Below are 14,041 nucleotides of genomic sequence, written 5' to 3'. Positions count from 1 at the left end.
TCAGGACGCGACGACGACCTTGCCCGGAGCGTGCCCCTCTTCCTGATATCTGATGGCCTCAGGGATCTCCTCGAACGGGTAGACCCGGTCGATGACCGGGGTGACCTTGCCGTCTTCGATGAGCTCGGTCAGCGTCAGCAGGTTCCGCTTGTTCTGCGTGCAGCGGACCACGTCCGCCAAGGCCATCCTCTGGGACACGAACGGCGACACCGCGAGCGTCGAGAACATGCGGCCGGCGGGTCGCACCCACCGGCCGGCGGGCCCGCCGACGACGACGTAGGTGCCCTCGGGGGTCAACGCCCGCCGGCATGCCGCTCCCGGATGGCCGCCCGCGACGTCCAGCAGCAGGTCGTAGCGCTGCCCGTTCCGGGTGAAGTCCTCTCGGGTGTAGTCGATGACCTCGTCCGCGCCGAGCGACCGGACCAGGTCCACGTTCCGCGTGCTGCAGACGCCGGTGACCTTCGCGCCGAACGCCTTGGCGATCTGCACGGCGAACGTGCCCACGCCTCCTGAGGCTCCGTTGACGAGCACACGCTGCCCCGGCTGAACGCGTCCCTGGTCGCGCAGTCCGATCAGGGCGGTGCCGGCGGCCATCGGTACCGCGGCCGCCTGCTCGAACGACAGGTTCGTCGGTCGAGATGCCAGTTCGCCTTCCCGGACGCAAACGTACTCGGCGAAGCCGCCCTGCTTGGGCATCGCGAACACCTCGTCGCCGGGGCGGAACTCTGTCACGTCCTTGCCGACCGCCTCGACCTGCCCCGCCACGTCGGCGCCCAGGACGCTGATTTTCGGCCTGCGCAGTCCGGGGCCGCCGCCCATCAGGCGCGCGATGTACGGCTCGCCTCTCATGAAGTGCCAGTCGTACGGCTGGACGGAGGTGGCGCGTACCCGGACCAGCACCTCGTCGTCGCCTGGCACGGGCGTCTCGATCTCGGTGAGATCCAGGACGTCGGGCGAGCCGTACGAGCGCAGGACGAACGCCTTCATCACATTCTCCTCATCCACGGCGAGTGCGGACTTCCATCGGGGGCCGTCACGCTCCCGCATCGACGGCGTGTCGTGAAAATCAGCGTAGAAGGCGTGGTCAGGGGGCTCATCAGCCGAAAGTACGCCCGTTTGGCGGACGATCGGCCAGGTCAGGCAGGGCCGTTCTGCCGATGACCCGCCGTCGCCTCAGCCGTCACGATCGAGGGCATGACCGACGAGAGCCCGGCGGGACGCCAGCCGTTGCCGCAGCCGTCGCGAGCCGGCCGGTTGAAGGACGGCCGGAGCGAGGCCACAGCCCCGTCCTCGAGGGCGGGGTGGCTCGTGCCGACCGCGCTGATCGTGCTCGGCGCCGTTCCCGTGGTCGCCGGTGCCGTGCGCCTGACCGAGCTTGCCGGCGGCGCGGCGATCACGCCGGAGAACGGACGGTTCTTCGCGGCGCCCCTGCCCGTGGTGCTCCACATCATCGGCGCCTGTGTGTACAGCGTGCTGGGCGCCTTCCAGTTCGCGGCGGGGTTCCGCCGCCGGAGGCCGGGCTGGCACCGTGTCGCCGGGCGGCTGCTGGTTCCGTGTGGACTCCTCGCGGCGCTGGCGGGGCTGTGGATGTCCCTGTTCTATCCTCGCCCCGAGGGTGACGGCGCACTCCTCGCGGGCTTCCGGCTCGTGTTCGGCGCGGCCATGGTCCTGTCCCTTGCCCTGGGCCTGGCCGCGATCCGGCGGCGGGACGTCGCCGGGCACCGCGCCTGGATGGTCCGTGGTTACGCGATCGGCCTGGGCGCGGGCACGCAGGCGGTGGTGCTGGCGCTCTGGTTCCTGCTCATCGGCACGCCCGGTGAGATCTCCAGGGCGCTGCTCCTGGGCGGCAGCTGGGTGATCAATCTCGCCGTGGCCGAACGGATCATCCGCGGCGGGACCCGCCCTTCTCAGGACCGCTGGACACGGTTGGTCTCGTAGGCCCACATGACGATCTCGACGCGGTTGCGAGCGCCGAGCTTGGCCATGAGGCTGGCGATGTGGGACTTGACGGTGCTGAGTGAGATGCGCAGCTCGTCGGCGATCTCGTTGTTGGTTCGCCCGCGTGCCACGGTGGCCAGGATCTGTTCTTCACGGTCCGTGAGCACCTCGACGGGGTGCGCCGGGGGAGAGGCGGGCCCGGTGCGGGCGAAGGCGCCGAGCAGCCGGGCGGTGATGCTCGGGGCGATGAGCGCGTCGCCGTTGGCGGCGGCGTGGACGGCCTGCGAGAGCAGGTGGGCGCCGGCGTTCTTGAGCAGAAACCCGCGGGCGCCGGCCCTCAGGGCGGCGTAGACGTACTCGTCGAGATCGAACGTGGTGATGACGACCACGGCGAGGGGGTCCTCGACGGACGGCCCGGCGAGGGAACGGGTCGCCTCGATGCCGTCGAGGCCTGGCATGCGGATGTCGAACAGGCACACGTCCGGGCGCAGGCGCCGCGCGAGCTCGACGGCTCGCCGCCCGTCGGCCGCCTCGCCGATGACCTCGATGTCCGGCTGGGCGTCGAGGATCATCGAGAGCCCGGTACGGACGATCTCCTGGTCGTCGGCGACGATCACCCGGATGCTCATGTCGCCGACCTGGTTCGAGGCAGCACCGCGGTCACCGTCCATCCCCGGTCGGGGTCGGGGCCGGCGACGCAGGTGCCGCCGAGCAGGTCGGCGCGTTCGATCATGCCGATGAGCCCGTACCCCGGCGACCCGGTCTGGCGCAGGAGGCTGCTGTCGCCGTCGTCGCTCACGCGCAGGCGCACCGACGTGTCGTCGGCGGCGACGCGGACCACGATGCGGGTGGCATGGCGCGCATGCCGCCTGGCGTTGGTGACCGACTCCTGGGCCAGGCGGTACAGCGCGGCCCCGACCAGCGGGGGAAGGTCGTCGAGGTCGCCCGAGATCTCCACGTCGACGGCCGGGACGGAGGGGCCCTGGCTCGCGAGCCGTTCGAGATCGGCGACGCCCCGTCCGGGCGCCAGGTCCGCCTGCTGGTCCTGGCGAAGGACCCGGACCATGGTGCGCATCTCGGCGAGGGCGCGCGCCGCCTCCGCCTCGATCACGTGGAGTGCCTCGGTCGCGGCGTTCGGCCGCGACGCCGACGTGGCGATGCCCGCCTGCGCGCGGATCGCCATCGCCGAGACGTGATGAGCGACGGTGTCGTGCAGGTCGCGGGCCAGCTGTTCGCGTTCGAGCAGCTTGACCTGGTCGAGCTCGCGCATCCTCGCCCTGGCCCGGTACCGGAACGCCACGCCCAGTGCGATGGCCGACGACATGACCGCGAACGCCGCCACCGCGTCGGCGAGGACGATGCGGTCGAAAACGATCGAGAGGAGGACAGCGACGAGCATGATCGCCAACCCGGCCGCGGCCTCGCGTCCCGACCCCCACCGGAACAACGCGTACACCAGGAACAGCAGGTACACCATCGTGTACGTCTCCGGAGACTCGCCGCCCGTCAACAGCGGGGCCAGGCTCGTGGTTCCGAAGGCGATCGCGAGCATCGGCAGCGGTCTGGTCCTGCGCCACAACAACGTGGGCACCAGCCCGAGGGTGACCAGCACCGAGACGGCCCGCCACGGAAGGTCCGGCCGCAGGACTCCTTCGAGAACCGCGATCGGCACGAGGACACCCACGAGCGCCCAGTCCCGCCACACCCGCGGCGGCGGGTCGGGGGGACGTGGCTCGTTCCACACGGAGCGAAGGAGGCCGTGCACCAAATCATGGTAACGAGTGCCCCTGTCCAGCCCGAAGAGCAAGTTCACATTTCCCGCGGGATCGGACGTTACGGCGGGAGCGCTTGCCGACCCCCTGGCGGTCGTCCTCGGCGTACTGGAGCCGGCGTAGCTCGGGGTGGTGCTCGTAGGCGAACCGGGCTCGCCGCCTCGGGCAGCCCTGCCGGAGGCGGCGAGGTCGCATCACTCGACGGCGGTCCCCTCGAGCTCGACCATCAGGTCGGGGATCGCCAGCCGTGTCACCCCGAGCATCGTGGTGGCCGGTGCCACCCCGGCGGCGCCCAACCGCGACGCCAGCACGCCGTAGTGCTCGAAGAGCCGATCGACGTCGGTGGTGTAGACGGTGAGCCGGACGAGGTTCGCGAGGGACATGCCGGCCTCGCCGAGCACGGCCTCCAGGTTGTCGATGCTCAGCGCCAACTGCGCCGCCATGTCATCGGCATGCTGGGGCTTGCCGTCGCCGCTCATCGCGGTCTGCCCGGCGCAGTACAGGGTCCGGGTGTGCCCGGAGACGACCTCACCCTGGTTGTAGCCCAGCTCCACCGACCACGGCCACGGGTTGACCGCCGTTCGCTCCACTGCCATATCAGCTCCATCGGATTCGTCGACATTACGGACGTCCGTCGGCTCGGTAGCCACCGCCTTTGACGTCGTGTTGCCAAGCCTCCCGGCAAATCACGACATCCTGTGTCGTGTATCCCTGTAGGGTTTTTGGATGCGCGCTGACCGGTTGGTCTCGCTGGTGCTGCTGCTGCGGCAGCACGGCCGGCTGTCCGCGGCCACGCTGGCCCGCGAGCTGGAGGTATCCACCCGCACCGTGCTGCGCGACATCGAGGCGCTGTCCGCAGCCGGCGTCCCGGTCTACGCCGAACGCGGCCGGCACGGCGGTTTCGCGTTGTTGCCCGGCTTCCGGACCGAGCTCACCGGACTGAACCACGACGAGGCCCTTGCCCTGCTGATCGCCGGATCGCGGCGCGGCGCGCAGGCATTCGGCCTCGGCTCGGCGCTCGCTTCGGCGATGCTCAAGGTGGTTGACGCGCTACCCGAAAGCTATCGGGACACCGCGGCCGGCGCGGCCGAGCGATTGCTCATCGACCCGGAGACCGACCTCCTCTCGCGTCGGCTGGTCGCTGAGGAGGTGCCTGACGCCGTAGTGGCCGAGGTCCGGCGCGCGGTGCTCGCCGGACACAGACTGCGCATCCACTACGCGGCTGTGGACCAGACCCCGAAGTGGCGCACGGTGGACCCGATCGGCCTGGTCACCGTACGCGACCAGGGCTACTTGCTGGCCACGAGGTCCGGCGCGGACCGCACCTACCGGCTGTCCCGGGTCCTGGCCGCCGAGGAACTTCCCGAACCGGCACAGCGGCCGGACCGGGTCGATCTGGACCGGGTCTGGCGGCAACGCAGCACGCAGTTTCGGACCGGCGGCGACCAGGTCACCGTGCTGGTACGGGTGGACCCGGCGCGGCGGGAGGACCTGGTGGGCACCGCGCTGGCCGTCCTCGCCGAGGAACTCGACTCGGACGGCCGGCTGCGGCTGGAGGTGACCTTCCAAGATCCGAGACACGCCGAATGGGCGCTGTGGCAGCTGGCCACGAACGCGGAAGCCCTGGCCCCGCAGTGGTTGCGCAACTCCCTGCGCGACCGCGCCGCCGCGATCGCCACCCGCTACGGAGCGTCGTCCTGAGAGTTGCCGCCTTCTCCGGGCCGCCGCCTGGTAGGCGCCAAGCGCCGAACGACGCATGCACAACGCGCGGCGCCGCCTTGCGGTAGACGGTCATAGTCCATTCACCCGCATGACGGCCCGGCGTGCCTCACAGCCGTCCTGACCTGCACAGACGAGCATGTCGAGGGAGGACATTGCCTGTCGAGATTCCCGACCACCCGGCCGGGCGGCAATCCACCACAACTCTCAACCTCACAGGGGGGAATGACCATGTCCGGCGACGAGCGGCCTTCGGGTGCCGCCCGCATGTTCGGTGACTTCGCTCCGCAGCTGGTGCACTTCACCGACGAGGTCCTGTTCGGACAGGTGTGGGAGCGTCCCGCCCTGTCGGCCCGTGACCGGTCCCTGGTCACGGTCGCGAGCCCGGTCACCAGCGGCAGCACCGAGCAGTGCGTTTCCACCTGGGCCCGGCCACCGACAACGGCGTCACCGAGGCCGAGCTGATCGAAGCGATCACCCACCTGGCCTTCTACCCCGGCTGGCCCCGCGCCATGTCCGCCATGACGGTCGCCAAAGATCTCTTTCGCGCCCGACCGGCCCGTCCTGCGAAAGGAACAAACATCATGGAGCTGCTGAAGCGTCCCGCCACCGGCAAGCTGCCGGCCGAGTGGTTCACCGGCGACGCCTTCGCCGACGTCATCTACCGAGGCCACGACGCCTCCGCGATGCGGGCGAACGCTGTGCACTTCACGCCCGGCGCCCGCACTGCCTGGCACTCCCACGGCAGGGGCCAGGCCCTGTACATCGTGGAGGGGATCGCCCTGATCCAGTCCCGGGGCGGCCCGATCCTCCGAGCCCACCCCGGGCAGGTCATCTGGACTCCGCCCGGTGAAGAGCACTGGCACGGCGCCGCCCCCGACCAGTTCATGACCCACATCGCCCTGTGGGAAGGCGATGAGGTCACCTGGCTCGACCACGTCACCGACGCCGAATACACCAGCCCTCCCACCGACCACCTCACCTGAGATCCCCGGCCACCCGACCTTGGACGGCCTGGGGCCGCAGGTCCCCCGAGACCAGAACCGACCGAATCGAGCAAGGGAGTATCCGCCATGCGTGGAGATCGACGCCTCCTCGTCCTCTTTTATGGACAGGCGTAGGCTGCTCGACTATGGACCGAGCCGACTGGTACGACGTGAATGACCTGGCTCGTCTGGTGAACGAGCCGATCGGGGTGATCGCCACGCCCGACGGCGATGCCCCCTACCCGCTTGGCCGCCCTGCCTCGTTCCGGTGGCCGGCCAAGAACCGCCGCTGATCCGGGTGGGCCGGCGATGCGTGATGTGGGGAAGGACCGCCGGCCCTGGTGAGTAGAGGGGCTACTTGGTCTCCTCGTTCAGGCTGGGACCGTTGTCCTCGCCGTCGTTCTTGGAGCTCAGACCGGAATCGTCGCCCTTGCTCTCGTTGGTGCCACCGGAGCCGTCGGCCGTCGGCTCCGACGCCGAGGTGGCCTCGCACGGCGCGACCGCGCCCTTGACGACCTGCAGCGAGGTCGCGAACGGCGGCTTGTCGTCGCCGTCCTTGCTCCTGGACACGGCCAGCACGAGCGTCTCGCCCTCCGGGACCTGCCCGGTCACGATCTTGAAGGACATCCCGTTGCCCTCCGAGCCGATGCTCGTCGCGAACTTCCCGGTCATGCTGCTGCGCTGGCCGCGCGGCTCCTGGCAGGTCTGCCCCGCAGGCAGGTAGTCGACGACCGCCTTGACGCCGTTGGCGGCCAGCTCGGCCTCCAGCCCTTCGGGGTCGGTGAACGAGTTGATCCGCACGCTGACCGCGCCGTCCGCGCCCTTGGTGACCGCGTATGCCGGGGCGCCCGCGATACCGGTCATGAGCACCACCGCGGTGGCGGCCGCCGCGACCCCCGCCACCGCGGCGGACAGCCCTACGAAGCGCCGCCGCGAGCCGCGCTGAACCGGTGTAACAGTGGTCATCTTGTCCTCCGCCGTTCTCGTCGTGATTTCGTCCTTGAGTGCACTGAGAAGGCGCTCTTCGAAATTGCTCATGCCTGTCCTTCCACGTACACAGGTGCTGGCGAAGCGACGTTTTCAAGGGTCTTTCTGGCCCGGTGCAGTCTGACCCGCGCGGTCACCTGCCTGATGCCCAGGGCCGCGGCGGCTTCGGCGACGGAGAGCTGGTCGATCGCCACGAGCTCCAGCACGGCGCGCTCGCCCTCGGAAAGCCTGGCCATGGCCTCGAGGGCACAGCGCATGTGGCGCTCGGCGTCGATCCGTTCCTCCATCCTGACGAGATCGTCGTCGTCCATCAGCCGGCGACCCGCGACGCGGCCGTTGGCCCGCGCCTCCCTGGCCGCCTGGCGATGCTGGGCCGACACGACGTTGCGCGCGACGCCGTACAGCCATGCGATTTCGCTGCCCCGGCCGGGGACGTAGGTATGAGCCGAGTCCAAGACCGCCAGGAAGATGTCCGCCGTGAGGTCCGCGGCGAGATGAGGGTCCCTCACCCGCCGGGCCACGAATTTCAGTACGGCATCCACGTGGCGGCGATAAAAGGCCTCATAGGCCGCAGGGTCTTCGTTGAGGCGCATCGCCTGCAATCCCTTTCGTCGTTCGCCTTACACCCGTACTTGGACCGAGCGACGAAAAGCGTTTCCGCTCAGGATCGGGAGGACTTGCGAGGTGATGGGCAGCGCCGTCAACCCCGGCTTCGCCGAAGCGCTGCTGATCCGCACCGCCGCAGCGAACGCCGCCGCGGGCGCCCTGTCCGCCGAACGCGTCGCGATGCTGGACCGCCTCCACATCATCTGGGAGCCCGCCGAAGCGAAATGGCAAGAGGCCTACGAGCAGGCCAAGGCGCTACACGCCAGCACCGGCAGACTCGAGCCCGACAACGACTATCTCAAGGACTGGATCAGCCGGCAGCGCAGCCCGCGGAAGGCGGGCAAGCTCACTCCCGACCTGATCGACGCGCTGGACAAGATCGGTATGCAGTCCCGACGTGTCGAAAAGCGCAAGGGCACTCTGCGGATCCGCACCCGGCCGTCCTCGACGTACAGCAGCGCGCGGATGCCGTCCCATTTCATCTCCACCGCCCACCGATCCCCGTCGCCCGGCGGAGTGGTGCCGGCCTGGGCGATCATCGGCTGGCAACGGGAAGGCGCGCCATCCTCGCACCGTATCCCTGCCCTCGAGCCGCCGCGTGGCCCTGGGCTGAGGAACATCCGAGCCGGATCCTGCGCTTAGCCGTGTTCGTGCAGGTCATCGCTATGCGGGTGGCGTCGAGCCTCGTCGACAGGTGCGCGGCCGCCTGGCCGCCGGCTGGCCGCTACGCTCGCCCAGTCCTTGCTGGCGACGTCGATCAGGCCGCCGAGACCGAGCCGCCGGCCGGATGGGAGAGAGGGGTCGGCGAGCTGGCCCGCCGCCTACCACGCTGGCCGTCTGTCCCGAGGCGCTCGCGTTCACCGGCAGGAAAGCGGCGCGGCGGCTCGCGGGCACTGAGCGTCCATCCTGTGGACCGGGGTTCAAGCGAGCGCCGACTCTCGCTCGCGAAATCCGGCGGATCTTCCGACGGAGGGAGGAATTCGCCCTGGGAGCAGGGTCCTGCTCTGCCAACACGCCGGCAGACCATTGTCACGTCGACCTCGCCGACGTCCGTACATGTGGATGGTCGAGCGGCCGACGCCGAGTAGGCGGGCGATGGAGGAGACGGTGTCCTCCGGCCGGGCGAGCAGGTCGCGGGCGTGCCGGACCTGCTCGGCGGTCATCGCCGGCGAGCGTCCCAGGCGCCGGCCGCGGGCCGTCGAGCGGCGGGCCCGCCTGGGATCGCGAGGGCTGGTCACGCGACCAGGCGCAACCAGGCTTCCGCGAGTGCGACGTGACCGGCCGGCGTCGGGTGCACGCCGTCCGCAGCCCAGTACTCCGGTCCGGTCGTCGCGGCGAGCTCGGCGAACATGCCGTCGGCGGCGAGCAGGTGCGCGCCGTACTTGAGGGCGAGCTCGCGCACGACCTGGATCTTCGGGTCCAGGTCGGCGCGCCACTTCTTCCGGTCCTCTACGCCGAGGTGCGCGTCGCCGACCTCGACACGGCCGCGAATCGGCAGGAGGAACGGCTCGATGAGGATCAGGTCGGCGCCGGCCTCGGCGAGGGGCGCGAGCAGGCGGTCGTAACCTGCCGCGTAGTCCTCCGCGGGGATCACGTAGCCGTCCGGGGCGTACGTGTGCCAGCCGACGTCATTGACGCCGACGAGGATCGACACCACGTCGGGGCGCGCGTCGAGCACGTCCGCCTGCCATCGGGGTTCGAGGTCCATCACCTTGTCGCCCGCGATGGCGGAGTTCAGCCAGGTCACGGCCCGGTCCGGGTGCCGGAGTCCCCACTCGCCCGCGATGCGCAGCGGGTAGCCGAAGCCGAGGCCTTGTGCGCTCTCCAGCCGTTGGCAGTCGGTGCGCGTCGGCCAAGGCGAAGGCCTCGGCGCGGGGGAGCGGGCGCGCTTCGATGACCTGACAGCCGAACGGGCACGCCGGCCCCCGTGCTCTCATACCGATGTCGCCGGTGCAGTCGATCGGCCCGCACAGGCCAAGGCACGCTACAGCCGGGATCTGCGCGTACACCTCGGCCTCGCGCTGCGTCGGCAGCTACGGACCAGCGGCGGGAGGCGGGCTCGAGGCCGCTGCCGAGCGCCTGCTCATCCATGTGCCGTCTCCGGCTCCGGACCGGCGGGCAGGCCGCGGCCGGGGTGAGGCCAGGTCCCGGCGCGCCCGTGGCGATCGCCCCGACAGTGCGCCAGCTGTCGGCGTACTCCTGGAAGTGCAGAGCCGGTGAGCTGTCAAGCTGAGTACGTTGGGATCCTCGTCCCTGGAGGTTTCGATGCGTGCAGGCGTCGTGGTCACCGCACAGCCAGGCGTGGAGGACCTCGCCGTACAGGCCGAGGAGTTGGGCCTGCACAGTTTCTGGGTCAACGACACCCCGATGGTCCACGGCGACGCCTTCGTCGCCTTGAGCCTGTGTGCGAAGGCCACCAGCCACATCAGGCTCGGCATCGGCGTGACCTCACCGGCGCTGCGCTCGGCGCCGGCCGCCGCGGGTGGACTCACCAGCCTCAACGCGCTGGCACCGGGCCGGATCATCTGCGGGGTCGGGACTGGAAACACCGCCCGGCGCACGCTGGGCATGCGGCCGACCACGGCGGCCACGGTGGAGACCTTCACCGCCGCATTGCAGGGCCTGTGCGCCGGACGCACCATCGAGTACCGCGAAGGTGACCGGGTTCGCGACGTCCGTTTCCTGCACGCAGGAGGGCAGGTGAACACGGCTGACCCGATCGAGTTCGTCGTGGCCGCGCTGGGGCCGAAGGCCGCCGCCGTCGCCGGCCGCCGCGGCACCGGCCTGATCTCCTTCGGCCTGCTGGACCCCACCGCCTGGCACGCGCTGCACGACGCCCGCCGTAACGCCGCCCGCGGGACACCCCGGGACCCCGATTCCCGCACGGACCCTCGGGCGGACTCCTATGTGGTCACCGCGCTGCACATGCTCGACGAGGACGAGGACCCCCACGGCGACGCGGCCCGGGACGCGACCGGCCACCTCGTCCTGTCGCTGCTGGCCTTCGCCGCCGACACCGCCGCCGACACACCCGCCTTCGCCGAGCAGCTCGGCCCCGCCGAACGCGAGACGGTGCGGCGACTGCTGGACCGGCGCGGCACCAGCGCCACCGCACCCGACCGGCACACCAAGCTCTACCCCAACTACCTCGGACGCATCGCACCGCAGGACCGCGACCTGATCCTGCCCTCGCTGATGAACACCCTGGCCTTGGTCGGCACCCGCGACGACCTCCGCGCCCGCATCGCCACCCTGCAACAAGCCGGCATCGACGAACTTCTCATCCAGCCGGTGATCGACCCACCCACTGAGATGGCCCAGCTAGCGAAACTCCTTACCTGAGCGGACCCGAATCCGTTCCGCTGAATGAGACAGAACGGTAGTGGGGTCTCGATGATCAGCTCTGCTCGTCTATTCGTACATGGCTCTGCACGCGAAGCCGCGCCGCCAGCGTCACGATGGCCCTCGAACCGAAAACCGGACAAGCCATCGAGCACCTGGAGAAAGCCGTCGACGCGGCCCTGTGCCGCTGAACCACACCTCCTGACCGGCAAGGGCGTGCACTCCCGCTTTGGGGGCGAGCGAGCCCCGAAGACCTGTAGATCAACTACCTGGCAGGTCCGGAGAGTCGGGACACAGATTGAGGTTGGTCCCTACGTCATCGGGTGAGCTCCTCCGCGGATTCGGCTGTGTGAGCCGGCCTGTTCTTCATGGTCAGGGCCAGGAGGATTGCGCTGGCGGTGAACGCAGCTGCGACGGTAAAGGCCGTGGTGACTCCCTCGGTGAGGACCTGGTGGGCCGGTCCGCGTGAAGCGCGTGTGGCGGCGCCGAACACCGTGACGAGGATGGCCAGCCCCAGCGCACCGCCGATCTGCTGCATGACATTGAGCAGGCCCGAGGCGGCGCCGGCATCCTCGGCTCGGATCCCGGAGGACAACACGGTGGTGGCTCCTACCAGCAAGATGCCCATGCCGAGACCGGCGATCATCATGGGGCCGAGCAGCGCCGTGGCGTACCCGGCCTGGGGCGTCAGCTGCGTCATCCACAGGAGGGCCAGGCTGATCGCCGCGGCGCCGACGGCAATCAGCGTCTTGGCGCCCAGGCGCGGCAGCAGCCGGGCCGCCATGCCGGAAGACGCCAGGATCGCGAGGGCCAGCGGCACGAAGGCGAATCCCGCCTGCAGAGGGCTGTACCCGCGGACCTGCTGCAGGAACTGGGTGAGAAAGAAGAACATGCCGTTGCCCGCGGCCAGGACAAACAGCAGTACAACGTAGCCGCCGGCGCGGTTGCGGTCAGCGAACAGCCGCAGCGGGACGATCGGCTGCCGGGCACGGGACTCGACGGCCACGAACAGGACCAGCAGGACGGCGGCCACGCCGAGTGCGCCGAGCGTGACCACGTCGCCAAAGCCCTGCTCAGCGGCGCGGATGAAGCCGTAGACGAGCGCGGTCATACCAAGCGTCGAGGTCAGCGAACCCGCCAGATCGAAGCGGCCCGGGTGGCGATCGGTCTCGGTGATGAACAGCGGGGCCAGGATCAGCAGGACGATGCCGATCGGCACGTTGATGAACAGCACCCACCGCCAGGAGATCCAGTCGGTGAGCATGCCACCGGCGATGAGGCCGATCGCGGCGCCGGAACCGGAGACTGCCGCGTAGGCCCCCAGCGCCCGCGCCCTGCGTGCAGGCTCCGGGAAGCCTACGGTGATGAGGGCGAGCACGGTCGGTGCGGCGATGGCGGCGCCGATCCCCTGACCGGCACGGGCCGCCAGCAGCATCCCAGCCGATGTGGCCAGCCCTCCGGCCAGTGAAGCGACGGTGAAGATGACCACCCCGCCGATGAGAGCCCGTCGTTGGCCGACGATGTCGCCCGCGCGACCGCCGAGCAGCAGCAGACCGCCGAAGGCCAGCATGTAGGCATTGAGCACCCAGGACAGGCCGGCGGCAGAGAAGCCGAGGTCGTGCTGGATGTCGGGGAGGGCGATGTTCACCACGTTGGTGTCCAGGATGAACATCGTCTGACAGATCAGCACGATGGCGAGCACCAGGCCGGGGTGGCGCTGCGGGCGGGAGGCGCCGGCGGGCCCGGATCTCGCTGTCGCCACGTGCGTTCTCTGTTCGGTCATGGCACTCCTCAGGATGGTACGCAACGAAACGAGGAAGTTCCTCGCTTTCGGTGAGCTAACATATGAGGAGGTTCCTCGTTTTAGCAAACGTGTGGAGGGTCCCGTGGCGGATCGATCAACGCAGACCCGGCCCGTAGGGCGCAAAGATGCGCGACGCAATTACGAGCGGCTCTTGACGACCGCCCGGACGGCTTTCGCCGAACACGGCGTTGGCGCCTCCTTGAACGACATCGCGCGCACCGCCGGCGTCGGCAACGTGACCCTCTACCGGCACTTCCCGACCCGCCAGGCACTGCTGGAGGCCTTGCTGGGCGAAAGCCTGCGCGGCCTGAAAGCCCGCTCAGATGAGCTGCTCACCTCCCCGTCCCCGCACCAGGCCTTGGCCACCTGGCTGACGGCCGCGGTCGAGCACGCCATGACCTATCGCGGCCTGGTCGACGCTCTCGTCGAGAGCCTCGCCGACCCCACATCCGAACTCCACGCCACCTGCCAAGCCGTCAAGGCCGCTGGGGCGCAACTACTGGCCAGAGCTCAGCACACAGAGACGATCCGACCCGATATCGACGCCTCCGCCCTTTTCTCCCTGATCGCTTCAGTCGCCTGGGCGGCGGAGCGGACCCCCGCACACCGTGATCAGCTTCTAACCGTCATGCTCGACGGGCTCCACCTCCGGGTAGACGAGCCGGCCCAAAGCTGCCGGGCCAGTGGGGTGTGAACGGCGCGGGGAGCGAGCGGCGCTTATGCCCTGTTGCTGTCATCGCTTTTTCGCCTGTCACTGTGTGGTTCCGGGACATCCTTGACAGGTTGGTTCCTAGGGAGCTTTGACGGTTCGCGCACATGCTTGACGCTTCGTCCATCATGATCTTCGCGTGGCGACTGAGGCAGACGGGACGGATTCGACGCCGGCG

16 protein-coding genes are annotated in these 14,041 nt (G+C 69.7%); 8 read left to right on the top strand and 8 right to left on the bottom strand.

Going from position 1 to position 14,041, the window contains the following annotated elements:
• Positions 1 to 987, bottom strand: a complete 987-nt coding sequence (locus ACWENQ_RS22810) for an NAD(P)-dependent alcohol dehydrogenase (RefSeq protein ID WP_452415968.1) — start codon at positions 985 to 987, stop codon at positions 1 to 3.
• Between the two features lie 207 nt (positions 988 to 1,194).
• On the opposite strand from ACWENQ_RS22810, the gene ACWENQ_RS22805 reads away from it, so the two are divergent.
• Positions 1,195 to 1,938, top strand: coding sequence for a DUF2306 domain-containing protein (locus ACWENQ_RS22805; RefSeq protein ID WP_452415967.1), 744 nt, complete (start codon positions 1,195 to 1,197; stop codon positions 1,936 to 1,938).
• On the opposite strand, the gene ACWENQ_RS22800 is transcribed toward ACWENQ_RS22805, so the two are convergent.
• The 3 genes from ACWENQ_RS22800 to ACWENQ_RS22790 form a co-directional block, all read right to left on the bottom strand.
• Complete coding sequence (locus ACWENQ_RS22800; protein WP_452415965.1) at positions 1,908 to 2,567, bottom strand: response regulator; 660 nt, start codon at positions 2,565 to 2,567, stop codon at positions 1,908 to 1,910. The genes ACWENQ_RS22805 and ACWENQ_RS22800 overlap by 31 nt on opposite strands.
• A complete protein-coding gene (locus ACWENQ_RS22795) occupies positions 2,564 to 3,703 on the bottom strand; it encodes a sensor histidine kinase (protein WP_449923202.1) in 1,140 nt (379 codons plus the stop codon). Before ACWENQ_RS22795 ends, ACWENQ_RS22800 begins: the two co-directional genes overlap by 4 nt.
• Before the next feature lie 201 nt (positions 3,704 to 3,904).
• On the bottom strand, positions 3,905 to 4,300 hold the full coding sequence (locus tag ACWENQ_RS22790; RefSeq protein WP_452416267.1) for a RidA family protein: 396 nt from the start codon (positions 4,298 to 4,300) through the stop codon (positions 3,905 to 3,907).
• A gap of 136 nt (positions 4,301 to 4,436) precedes the next feature.
• On the opposite strand from ACWENQ_RS22790, the gene ACWENQ_RS22785 reads away from it, so the two are divergent.
• The 4 genes from ACWENQ_RS22785 to ACWENQ_RS22770 all read left to right on the top strand — a co-directional run bounded on the left by ACWENQ_RS22785 (position 4,437) and on the right by ACWENQ_RS22770 (position 6,708).
• On the top strand, positions 4,437 to 5,411 hold the full coding sequence (locus tag ACWENQ_RS22785; protein ID WP_449923199.1) for a helix-turn-helix transcriptional regulator: 975 nt from the start codon (positions 4,437 to 4,439) through the stop codon (positions 5,409 to 5,411).
• A gap of 249 nt (positions 5,412 to 5,660) precedes the next feature.
• Positions 5,661 to 5,894 (top strand): carboxymuconolactone decarboxylase family protein, encoded by a 234-nt coding sequence (locus tag ACWENQ_RS22780; RefSeq protein ID WP_452415963.1) that lies wholly within the window; start codon positions 5,661 to 5,663, stop codon positions 5,892 to 5,894.
• Complete coding sequence (locus tag ACWENQ_RS22775; RefSeq protein ID WP_452415962.1) at positions 5,840 to 6,415, top strand: (R)-mandelonitrile lyase; 576 nt, start codon at positions 5,840 to 5,842, stop codon at positions 6,413 to 6,415. Before ACWENQ_RS22780 ends, ACWENQ_RS22775 begins: the two co-directional genes overlap by 55 nt.
• Before the next feature lie 146 nt (positions 6,416 to 6,561).
• A complete protein-coding gene (locus tag ACWENQ_RS22770) occupies positions 6,562 to 6,708 on the top strand; it encodes a hypothetical protein (RefSeq protein WP_449923193.1) in 147 nt (48 codons plus the stop codon).
• Positions 6,709 to 6,769: 61 nt separating this feature from the next.
• Here ACWENQ_RS22770 and ACWENQ_RS22765 read toward each other — a convergent pair whose 3' ends face one another.
• Both ACWENQ_RS22765 and ACWENQ_RS22760 read right to left on the bottom strand, forming a co-directional pair.
• Positions 6,770 to 7,381, bottom strand: coding sequence for a hypothetical protein (locus ACWENQ_RS22765; RefSeq protein WP_452415960.1), 612 nt, complete (start codon positions 7,379 to 7,381; stop codon positions 6,770 to 6,772).
• 68 nt (positions 7,382 to 7,449) lie between these two features.
• Positions 7,450 to 7,995 carry an RNA polymerase sigma factor gene (locus tag ACWENQ_RS22760; protein WP_449923188.1) on the bottom strand — a complete coding sequence of 182 codons (546 nt, stop codon included), beginning with the start codon at positions 7,993 to 7,995 and terminating at the stop codon, positions 7,450 to 7,452.
• 94 nt (positions 7,996 to 8,089) lie between these two features.
• Between ACWENQ_RS22760 and ACWENQ_RS22755 the strand changes: the two genes are divergently transcribed.
• Complete coding sequence (locus ACWENQ_RS22755) at positions 8,090 to 8,650, top strand: helicase associated domain-containing protein (protein ID WP_452415959.1); 561 nt, start codon at positions 8,090 to 8,092, stop codon at positions 8,648 to 8,650.
• A 592-nt stretch (positions 8,651 to 9,242) separates the two neighbouring features.
• On the opposite strand, the gene ACWENQ_RS22750 is transcribed toward ACWENQ_RS22755, so the two are convergent.
• A complete protein-coding gene (locus ACWENQ_RS22750) occupies positions 9,243 to 9,755 on the bottom strand; it encodes a GDSL-type esterase/lipase family protein (protein ID WP_452415958.1) in 513 nt (170 codons plus the stop codon).
• Between the two features lie 518 nt (positions 9,756 to 10,273).
• On the opposite strand from ACWENQ_RS22750, the gene ACWENQ_RS22745 reads away from it, so the two are divergent.
• Complete coding sequence (locus ACWENQ_RS22745) at positions 10,274 to 11,350, top strand: LLM class flavin-dependent oxidoreductase (protein ID WP_452415957.1); 1,077 nt, start codon at positions 10,274 to 10,276, stop codon at positions 11,348 to 11,350.
• Positions 11,351 to 11,666: 316 nt separating this feature from the next.
• Here ACWENQ_RS22745 and ACWENQ_RS22740 read toward each other — a convergent pair whose 3' ends face one another.
• Positions 11,667 to 13,052: an MFS transporter gene (locus tag ACWENQ_RS22740; RefSeq protein ID WP_452415955.1), complete on the bottom strand. Its 1,386-nt coding sequence runs from the start codon at positions 13,050 to 13,052 to the stop codon at positions 11,667 to 11,669.
• Between the two features lie 184 nt (positions 13,053 to 13,236).
• Between ACWENQ_RS22740 and ACWENQ_RS22735 the strand changes: the two genes are divergently transcribed.
• A complete protein-coding gene (locus ACWENQ_RS22735; RefSeq protein WP_452415954.1) occupies positions 13,237 to 13,848 on the top strand; it encodes a TetR/AcrR family transcriptional regulator in 612 nt (203 codons plus the stop codon).
• Positions 13,849 to 14,041: the final 193 nt, after the last annotated feature.

The organism is Nonomuraea sp. NPDC004354 (assembly GCF_053602555.1).
Note: the sequence above shows the minus strand (reverse complement) of the source record. Positions and strands in the feature narration are given on the sequence as shown.